Here is a 17,590-nt window from a genome sequence, read left to right as displayed (position 1 = left end):
ACAAGGGTGCCGTAACATAAATTCATCCGGTAGTCTGAAACGACACGCTTATCCATCCAGGAAAATAATGATGTCTTCGCAACCTCATATTCTGATTATTCAGCCACTGATGCCGCAGCTGGACGAAAAACTCTCGCAACATTTTCATTGTCATCGTTTATATAATGAGCAGGACCCTGCGCTATTTCTTCAGCGCCAGGGCAAAGAGATTCAAGGCATAGTGACGCGCGGTGACGTGGGTGTAGAAACGTCGATTCTGGAACAGGTGCCGGCCTGTAAAGCGATTGCGGTGTTTGGGGTGGGAACCGATCGTATCGACCTGAATTACACCGCTGCACATGATATTCAGGTGAGCATCACCAGCGATATTCTTACCGATGATGTCGCCGATTTAGCCATGACGTTGACCTTAGCTTTTTCACGCAACCTGGTGGCCAATCATCAGTTCGCCCGTTCTGGTGCGTGGGAAAATACCGGTACTTCGCTTTCCAGTAAAGCCAGCGGAAAACGCATGGGCATTGCGGGCTTGGGTGCGATTGGACTGGCCATCGCTCGCCGGGCTGAAGCATTCGGTATGGAGATCGCTTACACCGCGCGCAGCCAGAAAAATGTGCCTTACCAACGCTGCGAGAGCATTGAACAGCTGGCGGCGTTCAGTGATTTCCTGGTGCTGGCGCTGCCGGGTAGCCCGGAAAATATCCAGCTGGTGGACGCAAAAGTGCTGGCGGCGTTGGGGAAATCGGGGGTGCTGATCAACATTGCACGCGGCACGGTGGTGAATGAAAACGATCTTATCCAGGCATTGCAGCAGGGTGTGATAAAAGGCGCCGCGCTGGATGTTTTCCCGCAAGAGCCGGTTATTCATCCTGCGCTGCGTGAATTAGATAATGTGTTATTAACGCCGCATATTGCCAGTGCCACCCATGAAACCCGTGAAGGCATGGCGAATAATGTGCTGGAGAATTTACTAGCCTATTTCTCAAACGGAAAAATGCTGACGGCGGTATAAATTTATTCTCTGGCATCAGAGGATTTTCTTATATCCTGCGCAGTAAGTGTTCTATAGCGATTGCAATCTCTGCCGATGAACGTTGTTATGATAGGGCTATTCATTCAGGAGCCATTCATGACAACCCAAAAGATTGCGGTAGTGGGCGGCGGCGTCATCGGTTTAGCGGTGGCGCGCGCATTAGCCTTGCAGGGCGTACAGGTTACGATTTTTGAACAGCAGCATATTGGTGCAGGTACCAGCAGCACCACCTTCGCCTGGGTCAACTCCAACGGTAAACAACCGCTCAGTTATCACCAGCTCAATGCCCTCGCTATGGAAGAACACACGCGTTTGCAACTCTCGCAAACCAATGGTCTGCGCTGGCTGGAAACTTGTGGCACCTGGGAGTGGGCGGCAGAAGGCGAGGCGCAGCAGAGGCTACTTCAGCGTGCTACCTCCCTGCAATCGCTGGGTTATCCCGCGCATGAGGTGACACCGGATGCGTTGCAGCGTGAAGTGCCGGATCTGCGTTCACAGGCGGTAAGTGGCAGCGTCTGGCATTTCCCAACGGAATCGGTATTGCATCCGGCGCTGTATCTGTCGCGACTCTGGTCTGAAGCGCGTGCCAATGGAGCGGTATTACATCAACAACATGCGATTGAACGTGTTAGCGAACGGGCTGATAGCGTCACGCTGCATCTGACAAATGGCGAGCAGTGGCAGGGCGATCACGTAGTGATTGCCACCGGCCGCTGGGCCAATCAACTGCTTAACACCCTCCATCTTGATCTGGCGCTACTCGACACCAGCAAACCCAACGCGGTGGCCTGTAGCTTCCTCGCGCGAACTGCGCCACAGCCGCTGTCACTATCATCCAATCTGATCTCACCACAGCTCAACGTGCGCCCGGATGGCGGTGGGCGGTTGTTATTACAAGCACTGGAACTGGACGATATTGCCGATCCTGCCTCGCCACCTTCGCTCCATGGGGATATTGCCCAACAGTTCCGCGATCGCTACCACGCGTTGTTTGCAGATGCAGGCGAATTGCAGATTGAGAACATTGTGATTGGTCAACGCGCCAGACCGGCGGATGGATTACCTGCCATTGGCTACGTCACGCCTCATCAGCGTGTGTATGTGGCAGTGACACACAGTGGAATCACATTGTCACCGTTGATTGGCAAGCTGGTGGCGCAGGAACTGGTGCAGGATCAGGCCAGTGAGTTACTGGCAGATTTCCGCCCTCAGCGTTTGTTAGGTAAAAACGCCAGTGACTTTGCGCCGATTAAGCGCAACTTCCCTGCGGCACAGTAAAGCCATTTTTCCTAAAAATGATATTTTTGTGCCATTTTTGCGTGAGCGAGCAGTTTTAGTTGTTGCGATTATGTTATTACTGATTGCCTTACCACTCTTCTCTATCACAAGGAGGCAGCATGAAAATCGGTATCGTGGGCTATGGAACGGGCGGCAAACACTTTCACGCGCCATTCATTAATGCGGCTGAGGGCGTGGAGTTAGCGGGCATCGTGGCGCGTGCGCCAGCCACTATTTCACGCGTGAGAGCGGATTTTCCCGACATTCCGATCTATGCCAGCCTGACCGACATGCTGGCGGCAGGTGTCGATGCCGTCACGATCACGACACCACCGCAAACGCGCCGCGAACTGGTGCTGGAAGCGATTGCTGCGGGTGTGGCGGTGATTGCCGACAAACCCTTTGCACCCGACGCGAAAACGGGGCGCGAGTTGGCCAATGCCGCGAAAGCGAAAGGCGTCGTACTGAGCGTGTATCACAACCGTCGTTTTGACCATGATGTGCGCACGCTGAAAAAACTGATTGAGCAAAATCGCGTGGGAAAAGTGTGGCGTTTGCATAATCGTATGGATTTTGACGATGCCAATACCCTCGAAGGCGGCGAAACCGGCGGTTTGCTGCGTGATTTAGGCAGTCATATTGTCGATCAGGCGCTGTTCCTGTTGGGGCCGGTAAAATCGGTTTATGCTCAATTGGATATCATCGACCTGCCGGAAGGGCCGACCGACGCCAGTTTTGTGCTGACGCTCACTCATCAAAACGGGACTAAATCCTATCTTTCCGCCACCAAACTGAATCGCTTTGTTTGCCGTGAGTTTCGTCTGTATGGCGATGCCGGTAGCTTTGTTTCACAAGGGACGGATGTGCAGGCGCAGGCCATTTTTGCGGGCCAGCGCCCGGCGGACGATCGGGATGCATGGGGCTATGAGCAGCCTGAGCGCTGGGGCACACTTAATACGCCGCAAGGCTCAGAACGGGTGCCTTCTGAACAAGGTGCCTATCACGCCTATTACGAAGCTTTTGCTCAAGCGGTACGCGATGGCAGTGAGCCTCCGGTGACGCCAGAGCAGGCGATTGAAGTCCTGGCGCTACTGGATGCTGCTTTTGTTAGCGCACGTGAAAATCGGGTCGTGGAACTAGCGTGATTTACACGACCTGCACAATTTGTTCGCGTAGCCATTGATGTCCGGCGCTGTTCGCCAGCGCCGGATTGTAGTAAACGCGCAGCGCATAATGCGGGGTAGGAAAGGGCGTCGGGAAAATTTTCAAATCCGCCGCGCCAAACAAGGATGTCACGGCACGTTGCGGTAACGCGATAGCCAGATCCGTGCTGGCGATGATCAATGGTGCAGTCATCAGACTCGGCAGTTCCACCACCACTTTGCGCTGAATTCCTTGCGCGTCGAGTATTCGGTCAATCACGCCGCGTTGCTCATTCCACGGATTAACTACCACATGCCCCACGCGCAGGTAATCCTCATAGGTGAGCGCATCGCGGATAAACGGATGCCCCTGGCGAACTGCAACCACGTAGTTATCCTCGAAACATTCGATAGTGTTGATGCCACGTCTTGGGGGGGTGACTTCATCCTCAAAACCGATGGCAAAATCCACCTTGCCCGCCATCAAATCCTCAAACGCATCGTAGCCGCGTGAATACACCACCTTGATCACTACATTGGGTGCCTGCTGTTGCAGATGGGCAATCAACGTGGGCAGAAGGGCGGTAGCGGTGTAATCCGTCACGGCAAAGCGGAAAACCTGATGGCTGGTGAGCGGGTCAAAATCGTTTCGGCGGTTAAGGCTCTCCACCAGCGCGGCCAGGGCATTGATAATGCCGGGCGCGAGCAGTTCCGCTTTCGCGCTGGGTAACATTGCATTTCCCTGACGGATAAAAAGCGGATCGTCCAGTGAGACACGCAGGCGTGCCAAAGCGTGACTTAATGCCGAGGGACTGAAGGCCAATTCATTTGCGGCGGCGGTGACACTGCGCTGGCGATAGAGCGCGGCAAACACCAGCAGTAAATTGAGGTCGAGTTGGCGCAGCATGAGATGCACGTTGTTCATGATTATCCTGAAGACAATGCAGTAGGTTCATGGTGATTTGTCGGTAAAATAGCGTGCATTGTGATGTTAATCCAGAGGGTAGTTGTGTCGAATTTAACGTTTAGAAATGCCACCTTAGCCGATGTTGATCGCTGCTATGCCATTGAAATTAATGCCTACGAAGGCGATGAGGCTGCCACGCGCGAAAAAATCGCAACCCGTATCGCACAGTATCCTCAAGGGTTTATGTGCCTTGAAAACGAGGGTCAAGTCATTGGCTTTATCAATGCAGGTTGCGCCTGGGATGTGGTGATGTCAGATGAGGAATTTAAGGAGTTAATCGGGCACGATCCTGCAGCACCTAACGTGGTAATTATGTCAGTGGTGCTCGATCCGGCCTATCAGGGCAAAGGATACAGCACACTGATGATGCAACAGTTCATCAAGCTTATGAAGCAGATGGATAAACATACCATCCATTTGATGTGCAAAACCCATCACGTTGATCTGTATAAGAAGTTCGGCTATCAGTACATCAAACCTTCGGCGTCCGATCACGGCGGCATGGCGTGGCACGAGATGCTGATGACGCTGTGATTATTTTTTAACCAAAAATAATTCATCACCTGATCGCGATCATAAAATTACGCTGAAAACTGCTCAACCATGTCAGTTAAATCACATGCAACGAGGAGGTTATGATGCGTACTACACTGATGACCTTGCCGGAGGTGGCGCGCTATCTTGGCGTGCCCTCCGCCACTTTAGCCTGTGCGATTTGCAATCGTGGCACGCTAGAGAAAGTCCCGCTACCCGCCGCGGTTGACGATACCGCGCCGTTGTCCTGCCGCTGCTGGACGCCAGAAGATGTCCGCCAGTTCAGGCTGGCGATGATGCGGGCGCGGCGTGGGCACTGAAGAACAACTGGCGGCTTCAGGCTGCCAGTATTCGTGCTTATCCAATCAGCGCTTTCGCCTTGGCGCGAATCTCAGCCAGTTCATTCGATGTGACATGGCTTTTTTTCACCGCTTTTCGGGCGCGCCAGTCAATGCTGGTCACCTGATCAGCCAGCGCGACACTCTCCCGTGCGCCTGACAGGATGACTTCAAAGGGATAACCCTTGGCCTGAGTGGTGCAGGGTACGCAAAGCAGCATGCCCACTTTGTTGTTATAGGCAAAAGGACTGAGGACGACAGCAGGGCGATGTCCACCCTGCTCGTGACCCAGTGTAGGGTCAAAATCCAGCCAGATCAGGTCTCCGGCATCGGGTACAAAACGTGAAACCATTAGAGCAATTCCTTGCCAACTGAAGGTCCAAAATCAATTTTTTCATGGACGTTATCTTCAGTGATGCCGTCCAGCAGAGCATCAAGGGAATACTCCTTTTCTCTCACCGGGACAAGTATCAATTTGCCATCTTCCACGCTGAGTTCCAGTTTGTCGTCAACACTGAGCGCAGCAGATTGCATTACGCTGGCAGGGATGCGGATTGAAGGACTATTGCCCCATTTTTTTAACGTCACCGTGGTCATAACCAACCTCCTGCGAAATGTCGATACACTGTATATCATCGTTAAGGTTGATACAACGTAGATACGCCATTACCGCTTGAGCTGCCACCTTTAAACGCAGGAAAGCGTATCATCTAAGACAACGTTTTCGTGCTATTAGATACTCCAGTCTCGGTCAACGTCGCCCGCACATGAGGAAGACTCTGCGGGTAATTCTGTTGAATAAATTCAATCATCTTCTCACGCACATAGCAGCGTAAATCCCAGGCGGTTGGGGAGTTTTGTGCGGTCATTAATAAACGAATCGTCATGGTTTTATCAGTGGTATCGGTCACCTGAAGCACCTGGGTTTGCTGATCCCAGAGTTTGGTTTCACTCAGGACTTTTTCAAAATGCTGACGCAGCGGTTCGAGTGGCATCGAGTAATCAAGATATAGAAATACTGAACCCAATATTTGGGCATTATTGCGCGTCCAGTTCTGGAAGGCGTTCTCGGTAAAGTAGGTAATTGGCAGCACCAGTCGGCGCAGGTCCCAGATACGCACTACAACATAGGTCAGGTTGATCTCCTCAATCCAACCCCATTCATTTTCAACCACAACCGCATCATCAATTTTGATCGGTTGTGTGAAAGCGATCTGAATGCCGGCAAACAAATTAACCAGTGATTTCTGCAACGCAAAGCCAATAATGATGCCGGCCACCCCAGCTCCGGCGAGGATAGTGGTGCCGAATTTTCTTACGCCGGGAATGCTGATAAGAATCAGTGAAAGGCAGAATGATACAAGGAGGACAATCGCGACCTTTTTGACATAAATGATCTGGGTGCGAATCTTCCTGGCGCGCAGGTTGTTTGACAGATTAATATCATAGCGAATAAATAGCATGTCCTGCGCGACGTTGGTCAATCTTATTAAAATCGAGCACAATGACAATATTATGAAAACATTCAGCGTGGGGGTAATGAACGAAAGCGAATCGGGGTGAATATTTACATACTCGGCTCCAACGTTAATTAACATCAGAGGAATAAACAGGAACATCGATCCACGAAGATGCTTCTCAAGTGACTTGAACAATTTTCTGTCGCGATTCTGCCAGTAACGTATAAATCTAAGCAATAGGAAGCGAGCCAAAAAACCCGCGACAAGCGAAAGGGTGACAAGTAACACAGCAGGCACCCATGAAGGGGCGTCAGATAACTCATCAAATATCGATGGCATTATTTTCCCTCACTCTCAGCTGACAATTTGACGTTGTCAGATAAATTAAATATTCAGTAACCGTTGTCTGTCCGGTTCTCTGCTAATTATCTAATCGCTAATAATGAAATTGACTTAATACAGCTCATTGATTCTGATAAAAACAACTTCATCTTCATTAGCGAAGTTTAATTTAAAGTAATAAACCAACTCACTGAAAGTATAGACGATAATGAGTGTTCTGTGTCAGGCAGAGTGTTTGAGGGGAAAACCGCTGCCCTAAAGCAGCGGTTATTATTTATTGCGTTATTTCAGGATGCTGAGCAACTAAATTGCGGCGCTTATTCTTCAACGCCTCAATTTGTTCATCAATATCCTCGATGCGCTGCTCAATGCCATCATGATGCTCCTGCAGCAACTCTTTGGCTTCTTCAAGCGAGGAGGCAGCTGGGGTGTCACCATAGAGCGGTTTGTTAGCGGTTTCCCTCACGGTAAAACCGGTCACCACACCGATCGCACCCACTACCATCAGATACCATGCCGGCATATAAAGGTTGCCTGTCACTTCCACTAACCAGGCGGTAAGGGTAGGGGTAATACCCGCAACCAAAATGGAGATGTTATAGGTGCTGGCCAACGCGCTGTATCGCACTTCAGTCGGGAATAACGCGGGCAGGGTCGAGGCCATCACGCCAATCAGACAGTTGAGTATGACCGCCTGAATCAACAATCCAAAAAAGAGTGCGACCAGGCTGTGATGGGTAATCAGCATGATAGAGGGAATGGATAACAGCACCATTGCTACGCTACCAATAATGATAAACGGACGACGTCCAAATTTATCACTGAGTAATCCCATCACTGGTTGCACAAACAGCATCGCCAGCATGATAACGACAATGATTAAAACGCCACGGTCTTCTGAATAGTGCAGATTGTGAGTCAGGTAACTCGGCACATAAGTCAGCAACATGTAGTAAGCCACGTTGGTGGTGATAACGATGCCGATGCAGGAGATCAGATTCCGCCAGTGCTTGCGTGCAATCTCTTTAAAAGGAACTGAAGGGCCTTCACTTAAACCTTGTTTCGAACCTTCTTCTAGTGAATCTACATGTTTCTGGAATGTCGGGGTCTCTTCGAGCGCATGACGCAGGTAAAGGCCGACTAAACCTAATGGCAACGCCATAAAGAAGGGAATGCGCCAGCCCCAGTCATTGAAGGTTTCCTGGCCCAGGATCGTGGTGAGCAGCACAACCACACCGGCGCCACAGACGAAGCCAACCAGCGAACCGAAATCAAGCCAGCTGCCTAAAAAACCACGTTTACGGTCGGGTGAGTACTCCGCAACAAAGATGGAAGCGCCGGTATATTCCCCTCCCACCGAGAATCCCTGAACCATTTTTGCAATCAGCAGCAAGACCGGTGCCCAGAAGCCGATGGTGGCATAGGAAGGAATAAGTCCGATACTGAAGGTGCTGAAGGTCATCAATATGATGGTGATGGCGAGAATCTTCTGACGGCCGTATTTATCACCCAATACACCAAAGAACATTCCCCCTAGCGGACGAATGATGAACGGAACCGAGAATGTGCCCAAAGCGGCGATGATCTGAATGCCAGGCGAGGCACCCGGGAAAAAAACTTTGCCTAAAACGGCTGCGACATAGCCGTATACCCCAAAATCGAACCACTCCATGGCATTACCCAGAGCGGCGGCGGTAATCGCCTTCTTGAGACGAGCATCATCAATGATTGTCACGTCCTTCAACCGCATCGGTTTAACCTTTTTACGTCTTAAACTAAGCATTACCATTCCCTTAAAAATCAATTATTTTTGATTGATATCTAGTTATAAACAAACAGTAAAACGTCATAGTGAACCCAGCAAAAGCTGATGATGCTGATACAGCATAGACATAAATTTACAATTTGCCGGGAGAAACCCCGCTTTAGCGGTGTTTTTTAGGCTGGGCGTTTGGGAGTTTTCGCGAAGATTTGAGACGTTAGGACCGGCGTTCTCAGTGGGCAATACGGACTCACTGATGCTTGTTAAGCTCACAGGCTCATTGGCATCGTCACTACGCCTTCATTCCGTGGCAGGAGTGAGGCAACACGATGGGCTAAACACTATTTGGTCGACCATGCCAGATAATCGACCTTGTGCTGTTGACTAGCGGTATTGCCATAATATGTTGTTTACTGGCAGTCCGTATTCATTCACTCAAGCACTGCGATAAATTTGAAATGAGTGGTTAACATGCAGCTTATTAATTAACAACCGAGATACCAAGATGCTGCAATATTAATGAGGCTTGATAGTTGTCCAGCTTCACGCCCTGCAAATCCACTTCGCGCACATCTATTTCACCTAGCTCCGAGTTAGTCAGATCGCAATAAGTGAAATTGGCAGAAGGCCAGTCAAATGAAGAAAACTCACCGCCTGAGAGGTCTGATCCACTGAATGTTGCGCCCAGAATATGAGTGCCAATCCAGCAGTTATCCCATAGCTCGCACTTCTCTAATACCACCTTGGATAAATTGGCGTAGCTGAGGTTTGTTTTGGTGATGTATGCACTGCAGAACCAGGTACGGGTTGTAATCATGTTCATGAAACTGGCACCGCGAAAATCGGCACCTTGTGCCATACAGCTACGAATCTCAATACCCAGCGCACTAACGTTTCTAAAGTCCGCCATGGAAAGATCGCAACTATTAAAGATGGCATCTTTCAGCGTGGCGCGGCTGAAATTACATCCTTTCTGGTTTTCACGATCGTAAAAAGTGCAACCAGTAAACTCAGTACCACTAAGGTCACAAGCAGAAAAGTCACAGTTCAAGAAGGTACTGTTTTCAATTTTCTCACCGGTAAACCGATTCTTGCCAATTTTCTCGCCAACTAAAGTTAGGGTCATGATGCTGAGCCTGTTTTTTTATACAGTACTGTGGATGTTAAAGTGATTTATAGCCGTGCGTCAAACGACAAAATCTGACTCACCGGCAGCAACACTGGAATTGTCCGCGCTGAAAGAAGTAAGGAAATATTTTTTAGATTAAACGCTTTCAGCGCGAATGACGCTCAGGAATAATTAGATTCTAAGTGCAGCTATAATCGCAGATTCCATTTTCTCTGGCGTAGTAAAGGGTGCAAACCGCTTAATGGGTTTGCCGTCGCGTCCGATGAGGAATTTAGTGAAGTTCCACTTGATCCTACCGCCCAGCACACCGGGTAATTCGTTTTTCAGATAACTAAACACCGGATGCGTAGCCTCTCCGTTGACCTCCACCTTCTCGAACATCGGGAAGCTTACACCGTAGTTAATGTGGCAGGTTTGCGAGATCGCGTCGGCATCACCGGGCTCCTGCTTACCGAACTGATTGCAGGGGAACCCCAGCACCATCAGCCCCTGGGCGGCATACTTCTTATAAAGCGCTTCAAGGCCTGCGTACTGTGGCGTGAAGCCGCAATGGCTGGCGGTGTTGACCACCAAAACCAGTTTGCCAGCGTAATCCGCCATTGAGATAAGTTGGCCGCTCAGGCTGGTGGCGGTAAGTTGATGAAATGGGGTCATGTCTAAGTCCTCAAAGAACACCCGTTTAATTCTGCAGGATTTTTTTTATACCCAGATTAATTACAGCGCAGCGAAAACCAACGCTCTGTTAATTCACACGGATCGATATCAATAACATCGGATCTTGCAAAGCAATATACATCAGAACCCATGGTCATTCCGCTATGATAGGATTCCAGCACCACTGAAAAAGTTATTTGGAGTGAAGAGTGACGCTTCCATCAATCCATGAATGGCATCAAAATGATTATCTCATTAGTACAGACAGCGCAAAGTTGGATGTGGAGGCGATACACCAGTATCTGACGCGCTCAACATGGGCGAAAGGCATAGACGTGGAAACCGTCACCGCTTCAGTTCAAAACAGCCTGAACTTTGGCATTTATCATCATCAATCTCAGGTTGGATTTGCCCGGCTCATAACAGATCATGCGACCTTCGCCTATCTGTGTGATGTATATGTACTGGAAGAACATCAGGGAGAGGGCCTGGGAAGGTGGCTAATGACATGCATCCATGATCATCCTCTCTTTAACAAGCTGCGCAGAATCATGTTGTTCACCACTACAGCGTCATGGCTCTATGAGAAATTTGGCTACGAGCCGGTCAATCGTCCTGATTATGCGTGGACGATCACGCGCCCAGAAATTTACTTACCTTAGCGATAACGACGAGAATTGATGCGCCGAGAGGGCTTATCGAAGGCGGTTTTGATTGCCGCCTGTAACCGTCAGCGTGCAGCAGACTGATGGGCGATTTCCAGCAAAGCCGTTAAATTTTCCGGATAATAGCGTTCCCCACTGCATATCAGTTCTTTCAGTTCCCACCAGTGATAGTCTGACATCACTTCGCGCTCGTGCTTACTCCATCCCGCTGTTGAAATCTCCTGTTGAACAACATGCACCGTATAATAGTGCTCTTGTGCTAACACTAACTCGCCGCTGGGTAGTTGCATTTCAAACGCTCGGTAGCCGATGGCATCATCCAGCTGAGTACGTATAATGCCTGTCTCTTCAAAGAGTTCGCGAATCGCTGCCTGTTTCCAGCTTTCGTGATTTTCCAATGCACCGCCGGGTGTGGCCCAATAACGTTGTCCATCCAGAGCATCGGCTTTATGTGTGAAACAAAACAACAGAACACGCTGCTGTGGGTCAATGATGAGTAATCGTGCTGAAGGCCGGGTATTCATTTTTGGCTCTCTTTCCTCGTAACGTTAACTCTCTTAGAAGATATTGTCTGTGGTATCGCGATTCCGTTGTAATCCCTCAATTTTCAGCGTGTTGTACCGATGTTTTCATCGCGTATATACAGGCGCTCAGCAGTCAATTAATATTGACCTAGGCTAAAATATTGTTTGTACCAGATCAATGAAGATAAATGGCAAAACAGCGGGTGATATTTTCGACCAAATCCGCGCAATGATTCAGGCGGGTGAACTCGCGCCCGGCACGATGCTTCCTACACTACGTGATTTAGCGGGTGAGTTGGGCATTAATCGCAATACGGTTGCACTGGCTTATAAGCGGCTGACAGATGCAGGTTTTGTCCTCTCTAGAGGAAGAAACGGCACCGTGGTGCGTGAGCCCATTGCTGAGATTGATATTGAAGGTAGCGCCCCGGGCCTGGCGATACGCGATCTTGCCAGCGGCAACCCTGCGGCTTCGGCTCTTCCCTCGGTTAATCAGCTTGTTGCGCATATCCAAAGTACACCAGCTTTGTATGGCGAACCGGAAATACGGCCTGAACTTGAGGCGGCGGGTCTCGAATGGCTACAACCCGATCTCGATGTTCCCTTTGAATTAAATTTGACCAACGGTGCGGTTGATGCGGTTGAGAGGGTGCTTGCCAGTTACCTGATTGCAGGCGATCGCGTGGCGGTTGAAGACCCCTGCTTCCTGAGTAGCATCAGCACCTTGCGGCACAATCGTCTGCAGGCTGCGCCTGTAGCAATCGATACGGAAGGCATGCAGATTGAGGCGCTGTCACATCAGCTTTCTACTGGCGTGCAGGCGGTGATCATCACTCCGCGCGCCCACAATCCAACCGGCTTTGGACTCAGTGCGGGACGCGCCGAAGGCATACGCACTCTACTGGCGAGCTACCCGCAGGTTCTGGTGATTGTGGATGATCACTTCTCCCTACTCTCAACACAGGATTATCACCACATTGTTCCGGCAAATGCCCGTAACTGGGTGCTGATTCGCTCGATGTCCAAGTTTCTTGGGCCCGACTTACGGATGGCTGTTGTTGCAAGTGATGAAGAAACCTCACAGCGTCTGCGTCAGCGCCTGAATGCCGGGACTAACTGGGTCAGCCATATACTGCAAGATATGGCTGCAGGTTATCTGCGTTCACCAGGCTTTCAGCCCGCCATTTTGGCCGCACGCAGGCGCTATTCAGCCCAAAGAGAATTGCTGGTTAGCGCGTTAAAAAAACACGGCGTCACGGTTTCAAAACATCACGATGGCTTGAACGTTTGGGTTCCTTTAGCGCACAACAGTGCGGCAACGGTGATGCAAATGGCACAACGCGGCTGGCTGGTTCGCGGCGGAGAAGGGTTCATGCTGGACAGCACGAGTTCAGGGCTGCGGATCACCGTCTCTGAGATTGATGCACCGGAAACAGAGTTAATCGCTAAATCCCTGGCCGGGATTCTGTCACAGCAGCGTCAGATTCAGGCTACCAATAAGGGCTGAACAGGCCAGTACATTACTCATGGAGTTCTCTGCAATGCGCGTACATTTCATCGTACATGAAGATTTTGAAGCACCCGGCGCCTACGAAACATGGGCCAACAATCACGGTCATGATGTGACTTACTCGCGGGTTTATGCAGGCGACAGGCTGCCAGCAAACGCGGAAGGCATTGATTTTCTTATTGTGATGGGAGGGCCTCAGGATCCGTCCACCACACTAGAAGAATGCCCGCACTTTGATGCGAAAGGTGAACAGGCGCTGATTGCTTCGGCGGTTCAAACCGGTAAAGCCGTTATCGGTATCTGTCTCGGTTCACAACTGATTGGTGAAGCGCTAGGCGCATCTTTCGCCCACAGCCCTGAAAAAGAGATTGGTAAATTCCCGATCACGCTGACAGAAGAGGGTAGTAAGGACGAACTGTTCTCTCACTTTGCCAGCACGCTGGAAGTGGGGCACTGGCATAACGACATGCCGGGTCTGACGGCAGATGCAAAAATCATCGCTTACAGCGAAGGTTGCCCGCGCCAGATCGTGGCGTATTCAGACCGCGTATATGGTTTCCAGTGCCATATGGAACTAACGCTGGAGGTTGTGGAAATGCTGATCGCGCATTCAGAGAAAGATCTGAGTCGCGCCGCAGAATACCGCTTCGTTAATACGCCAGAAGAACTGCGTGCACACGATTACAGCGAGATGAATCAGGTGCTATTTGGTTTTTTAGATAAGTTGGAAACTCGCTATAACGCAGCATAAGCACTGAGTACGTCAGGCTAATTGTGCCTGGCATTCTTTCTGCTCTATTAATTAATAACGCTGCCCGGCAATTTTACGCGGGGCAGCGTTATTTCAGTCAGATATCAGCACTTCATTAGCGGCGAAGGAGTGCCACGGAATGGCACTCTGCTAAACGTCAGCGAAATTACAACTGCGGACCTGCCTGCGCAATACGCGCACCGGCCTCGTTGTTGCTGTACTGTTTGAAGTTATTGATAAACAGCTGTGCCAGTTTTTCGGCCGCTTCCTGCCATTCTGCCGGTGATGCCCAGCCGTTGCGCGGATCGAGAGTGTTTACATCGACACCAGCAATCTCCTGCGGAATGGCGAGACCAAAGATCGGAAGTGTTTCTTCACGCATTGCGCCAGTTTCCCCTTCGAGGATGGCGTTGACGATCTGGCGCGTATCTTTCAGCGACAAACGCTCACCCGCACCGTTCCAACCGGTATTCACCAGCCACACTTCAGCACCGCTCTGCGCAACTTTCTCCTGCAGCACATCAGCATACTGTGTTGGATGCAGCATCAGGAAAGCCGCACCATAGCAGGCAGAAAATGTCGGCGTTGGAGCAGTAATCCCGCGCTCGGTGCCCGCGAGTTTAGAAGTGAAGCCAGACAAGAAGTGATACTGCATCTGCTCTGGGGTCAGACGGGAAACGGGCGGGAGCACGCCGAATCCGTCCGCAGCAAGGAAGATAATGCGTGAAGGGTGACCCGCGCGAGACACCGGCTGCACGATATTCTCGATGTGCGACAGTGGATAAGAGACGCGTGTGTTCTCGGTTTTGCTACCATCGGCATAATCCACGCTGCCATCTTCACGAACGACCACGTTTTCCAGCAGCGCGTTACGGCGGATAGCACCATAAATTTCCGGTTCAGATTCCGCTTTCAGATTGATGGTCTTGGCATAGCAGCCGCCTTCAAAATTGAATACGCCGTCAGCATCCCAGCCGTGCTCATCATCACCAATGAGCTGTCGACGCGGATCGGTCGACAGTGTGGTTTTTCCGGTACCGGAGAGGCCAAAGAACAGCGCCACATCGTCTTTTTCACCCCGGTTTGCTGAGCAGTGCATGGACGCGATACCCTTCAGCGGCAGCAGGTAGTTCATCACTGAGAACATTCCTTTTTTCATTTCGCCGCCGTACCAGGTCCCGCCAATCAGCTGGATATTCTCTGTCAGGTTGAAGGCAACAAAGTTCTCCGAGTTTAACCCTTGCTCCTGCCACTGCGGATTGACGCAACCGGCGCCATTAATCACCGTGAAGTCCGGGTTAAAGCTTGCCAGCTCTTCGTCGGTCGGGGCGATAAACATATTTTTGACAAAGTGCGCCTGCCAGGCCACCTCAGTGACAAAACGCACGGCCAGACGGGTATCGGCACTCGCGCCACACCAGGCATCCACGATATACAGCGCTTTGGCAGACAGGTGATCGGCGACCAGCGTTTTCAGATGCGCCCACACGTCAGTCGACATCGGTTTGTTATCGTTGCGCCCCAGGCCAGCATCCGACCACCAAAGGGTATCTCGCGTCACATCGTCGCGAACGATGTACTTATCGCGTGGAGAGCGGCCCGTGAACTCGCCGGTATCAACCGTCACCGCACCAGACGTCGTCACAATTCCGCGCGCCGGGCCTTTAAGCTCGGCTGACGTTTCATGCTCGAATAGCAATTCGTAATTCGGGTTGTAGATGATCTCGCTGACATCGTTGATGCCAAGGCTTGAGAGATGTTGCATGACAGATTTAGTTGCGCTCATAAAATACCCTGACTCATTGGATGATTGGCGAGGCGGCTAGGGCCGACCCGAATAAGGGATGGATAGTAGCACTGGCTTTTTGATGCAGAAATTGCATATAAATCATTTGTCATGTAAAAAATGCATAGAATTGGGGGCTGCAATTGGAGCAAAGACGTGCTAAGTAACCTCGAAGTGAAGTGGTTCTATGATGTAATTGCATTAGAAGAATGCCGCAGCTTTACGCTTGCGGCAGAGAGGCGAAATATTTCGCAATCCTCGTTCAGCAGAAGGATTCAGGCACTCGAATCGAACCTGGGTTTCAGCGTATTTAATCGTGAAGTGAACCCGCCACAGTTGACGCCGCAGGGCAGGATATTTGTCGGCTATGCCAGGAACATGCTCGACGATATGGACTTCCAGATCAGCCGAATTAAGGGTGAAGATAAGCTAAAGCAAAGTATCCGTATCGATGCGGCGCCTTCGCTTTCCGTCCTGCTGCTGCCCGATATACTGGCGGATTACCGTGACAGCCCTGATAAAGTTTTCTTTGTTGAATCGATTAACGTCAACGATGCCGTATTTAACCTGAAAGAGGGGAAAAGTGATTTCATCCTGTCCTTTTATAATGAAGAGCTGATGAATTATCCGTTTATCAATCACAAAATTTTCGATTCCGCGCTGCACCTGGTTTCACCCTGTGACCAGAACGGTAAGCCGATTTTCTCCATCAATGGCGACACACTGCCGCTGGTCAAGTATGCCAATGACAGTTATATGGGGCGTCAGGTCAATCAGGTTATTGATCGCATACCCAATACCACCTTCATTCTGACCTTCGTTTCATCGATGAGCGAGTTGCTGAAGAGAATGATCCTGAAAGGCGATGCCGTTGGCTGGTTGCCGGATTACTCGATTCAGCGTGAATTGGAGGAGAGAAGGCTGGCGATTATGGATCACAGCCTTTCGCTGAAGATTTCGGCTTATGTTTATCGCTCAGGTGCACGCTTAAATCTCACGGCGGAACGCTTCTGGCGCTATGTGAAAGGGCGGAATATTGAGGGTTGATGATGGTATGTTCTTAGAACAGGATGTTAAAGGCAGATTTAAGTCATTTTATTTATTGTGCCATTACCATTTCGATATTTTCCCATAACTCATTTAATCTTAAGCAAATTCCAGCATTTTCAATCAATGAAAACTCGGTAGCATCGGAAAACACGTAAGGTGCTTCAAGTGTTGCCCTCGGGCAACATGCTTCTGGCAGTAACGCGCCCATAACCTTCAATGTCTCTGTGAGTTGTGGATGTGCCAGATGAGCCCTGACAGACAGGTTAGGCATTGAGACAGGCTTATCAAGAAATTCGCCACTGCTAACAATCCAGTCAAGGGCGTTTTTTATGACTCCGGTGACACCGTGTGCATATTCCGGGCTGACCAATTACACCATGTCCGCCCTGGATAATGCATCTCTCCAGTGCTCAACTGCTGAATTCTGTGTATTTTCATCATCAACATTAAAAAGAGGGATTTTATCCAGAGAGTCATATATCTCAAACGTGACTCCCACTGGACTAAGCAGAGACATGGCCTGTAAAAAAACAGTGTTCAACGATGCAGCACGAAGACTGCCAGAAATACCTAATACATACTTTCCATTGTTCATTAAATTACTCCCTTAAATTTTTTCTAAATGAGCCAGAACATTGTATGAGTGGTTAATGCTTCTTTCGTTAAGT

The 17,590-nt window shown here is 50.1% G+C and carries 18 protein-coding genes and 1 pseudogene; 9 read left to right on the top strand and 10 right to left on the bottom strand.

Annotation, left to right across the window (positions count from 1 at the left end; all coding sequences use genetic code 11):
- The first annotated feature begins 67 nt into the window (after positions 1–67).
- From AC6I8L_RS24010 to AC6I8L_RS24000, 3 genes are all read left to right on the top strand, one after another.
- On the top strand, positions 68–1,009 hold the full coding sequence (locus AC6I8L_RS24010; RefSeq protein WP_058961626.1) for a 2-hydroxyacid dehydrogenase: 942 nt from the start codon (positions 68–70) through the stop codon (positions 1,007–1,009).
- 117 nt (positions 1,010–1,126) lie between these two features.
- Positions 1,127–2,308, top strand: a complete 1,182-nt coding sequence (locus AC6I8L_RS24005) for an NAD(P)/FAD-dependent oxidoreductase (RefSeq protein WP_058961627.1) — start codon at positions 1,127–1,129, stop codon at positions 2,306–2,308.
- 119 nt (positions 2,309–2,427) lie between these two features.
- The gene (locus AC6I8L_RS24000; protein ID WP_058961628.1) at positions 2,428–3,453 is read left to right on the top strand and encodes a Gfo/Idh/MocA family protein; all 1,026 of its coding nucleotides are present in this window, start codon (positions 2,428–2,430) and stop codon (positions 3,451–3,453) included.
- Between the two features lies 1 nt (position 3,454).
- On the opposite strand, the gene AC6I8L_RS23995 is transcribed toward AC6I8L_RS24000, so the two are convergent.
- Positions 3,455–4,375: a LysR family transcriptional regulator gene (locus AC6I8L_RS23995; protein WP_058961629.1), complete on the bottom strand. Its 921-nt coding sequence runs from the start codon at positions 4,373–4,375 to the stop codon at positions 3,455–3,457.
- Between the two features lie 84 nt (positions 4,376–4,459).
- Here AC6I8L_RS23995 and AC6I8L_RS23990 point away from each other — a divergent pair, with 84 nt between their 5' ends.
- Together AC6I8L_RS23990 and AC6I8L_RS23985 are read left to right on the top strand one after the other, a co-directional pair.
- Positions 4,460–4,951 (top strand): GNAT family N-acetyltransferase, encoded by a 492-nt coding sequence (locus AC6I8L_RS23990; RefSeq protein WP_058961630.1) that lies wholly within the window; start codon positions 4,460–4,462, stop codon positions 4,949–4,951.
- Between the two features lie 101 nt (positions 4,952–5,052).
- The gene (locus AC6I8L_RS23985; RefSeq protein ID WP_374754045.1) at positions 5,053–5,271 is read left to right on the top strand and encodes a hypothetical protein; all 219 of its coding nucleotides are present in this window, start codon (positions 5,053–5,055) and stop codon (positions 5,269–5,271) included.
- Positions 5,272–5,308: 37 nt separating this feature from the next.
- Here the strand turns inward: AC6I8L_RS23985 and mazF are convergent, their stop codons facing one another.
- From mazF to AC6I8L_RS23955, 6 genes are all read right to left on the bottom strand, one after another.
- Positions 5,309–5,641, bottom strand: a complete 333-nt coding sequence (mazF, locus tag AC6I8L_RS23980; protein ID WP_058961632.1) for an endoribonuclease MazF — start codon at positions 5,639–5,641, stop codon at positions 5,309–5,311.
- Entirely contained in the window at positions 5,641–5,886 is a 246-nt protein-coding gene (locus tag AC6I8L_RS23975) for an AbrB/MazE/SpoVT family DNA-binding domain-containing protein (protein WP_058961633.1), read from the bottom strand. The genes mazF and AC6I8L_RS23975 overlap by 1 nt, the downstream gene beginning before the upstream one ends.
- A 113-nt stretch (positions 5,887–5,999) precedes the next feature.
- Positions 6,000–7,088 (bottom strand): mechanosensitive ion channel family protein, encoded by a 1,089-nt coding sequence (locus AC6I8L_RS23970; protein ID WP_058961634.1) that lies wholly within the window; start codon positions 7,086–7,088, stop codon positions 6,000–6,002.
- Between the two features lie 277 nt (positions 7,089–7,365).
- Entirely contained in the window at positions 7,366–8,874 is a 1,509-nt protein-coding gene (proP, locus tag AC6I8L_RS23965) for a glycine betaine/L-proline transporter ProP (protein ID WP_058961635.1), read from the bottom strand.
- 460 nt (positions 8,875–9,334) lie between these two features.
- The gene (locus AC6I8L_RS23960; RefSeq protein WP_058961636.1) at positions 9,335–9,979 is read right to left on the bottom strand and encodes a Qnr family pentapeptide repeat protein; all 645 of its coding nucleotides are present in this window, start codon (positions 9,977–9,979) and stop codon (positions 9,335–9,337) included.
- Positions 9,980–10,153: 174 nt separating this feature from the next.
- Positions 10,154–10,636 (bottom strand): glutathione peroxidase, encoded by a 483-nt coding sequence (locus tag AC6I8L_RS23955; RefSeq protein WP_058961637.1) that lies wholly within the window; start codon positions 10,634–10,636, stop codon positions 10,154–10,156.
- Positions 10,637–10,845: 209 nt separating this feature from the next.
- Here AC6I8L_RS23955 and AC6I8L_RS23950 point away from each other — a divergent pair, with 209 nt between their 5' ends.
- Positions 10,846–11,298: a GNAT family N-acetyltransferase gene (locus AC6I8L_RS23950; protein WP_058961638.1), complete on the top strand. Its 453-nt coding sequence runs from the start codon at positions 10,846–10,848 to the stop codon at positions 11,296–11,298.
- 68 nt (positions 11,299–11,366) lie between these two features.
- Here the strand turns inward: AC6I8L_RS23950 and AC6I8L_RS23945 are convergent, their stop codons facing one another.
- A complete protein-coding gene (locus AC6I8L_RS23945) occupies positions 11,367–11,825 on the bottom strand; it encodes an NUDIX hydrolase (protein ID WP_058961639.1) in 459 nt (152 codons plus the stop codon).
- 178 nt (positions 11,826–12,003) lie between these two features.
- On the opposite strand from AC6I8L_RS23945, the gene ptsJ reads away from it, so the two are divergent.
- Both ptsJ and AC6I8L_RS23935 read left to right on the top strand, forming a co-directional pair.
- Positions 12,004–13,332, top strand: coding sequence for a MocR-like B6 salvage transcription factor PtsJ (gene ptsJ / locus AC6I8L_RS23940; RefSeq protein ID WP_479401839.1), 1,329 nt, complete (start codon positions 12,004–12,006; stop codon positions 13,330–13,332).
- Between the two features lie 34 nt (positions 13,333–13,366).
- Positions 13,367–14,086 carry a type 1 glutamine amidotransferase gene (locus tag AC6I8L_RS23935; RefSeq protein ID WP_058961640.1) on the top strand — a complete coding sequence of 240 codons (720 nt, stop codon included), beginning with the start codon at positions 13,367–13,369 and terminating at the stop codon, positions 14,084–14,086.
- Between the two features lie 166 nt (positions 14,087–14,252).
- Here AC6I8L_RS23935 and pckA read toward each other — a convergent pair whose 3' ends face one another.
- Entirely contained in the window at positions 14,253–15,872 is a 1,620-nt protein-coding gene (gene pckA / locus AC6I8L_RS23930; protein WP_058961641.1) for a phosphoenolpyruvate carboxykinase (ATP), read from the bottom strand.
- 156 nt (positions 15,873–16,028) lie between these two features.
- Here pckA and AC6I8L_RS23925 point away from each other — a divergent pair, with 156 nt between their 5' ends.
- Positions 16,029–16,919: a LysR family transcriptional regulator gene (locus tag AC6I8L_RS23925; RefSeq protein WP_058961642.1), complete on the top strand. Its 891-nt coding sequence runs from the start codon at positions 16,029–16,031 to the stop codon at positions 16,917–16,919.
- Between the two features lie 52 nt (positions 16,920–16,971).
- On the opposite strand, the pseudogene AC6I8L_RS23920 reads toward AC6I8L_RS23925, so the two are convergent.
- Positions 16,972–17,517 (bottom strand): annotated as a pseudogene (locus tag AC6I8L_RS23920) (NADPH-dependent FMN reductase).
- Positions 17,518–17,590 lie beyond the last annotated feature (73 nt).

This window comes from Type-E symbiont of Plautia stali, from assembly GCF_059731115.1.
Note: the sequence above shows the minus strand (reverse complement) of the source record. Positions and strands in the feature narration are given on the sequence as shown.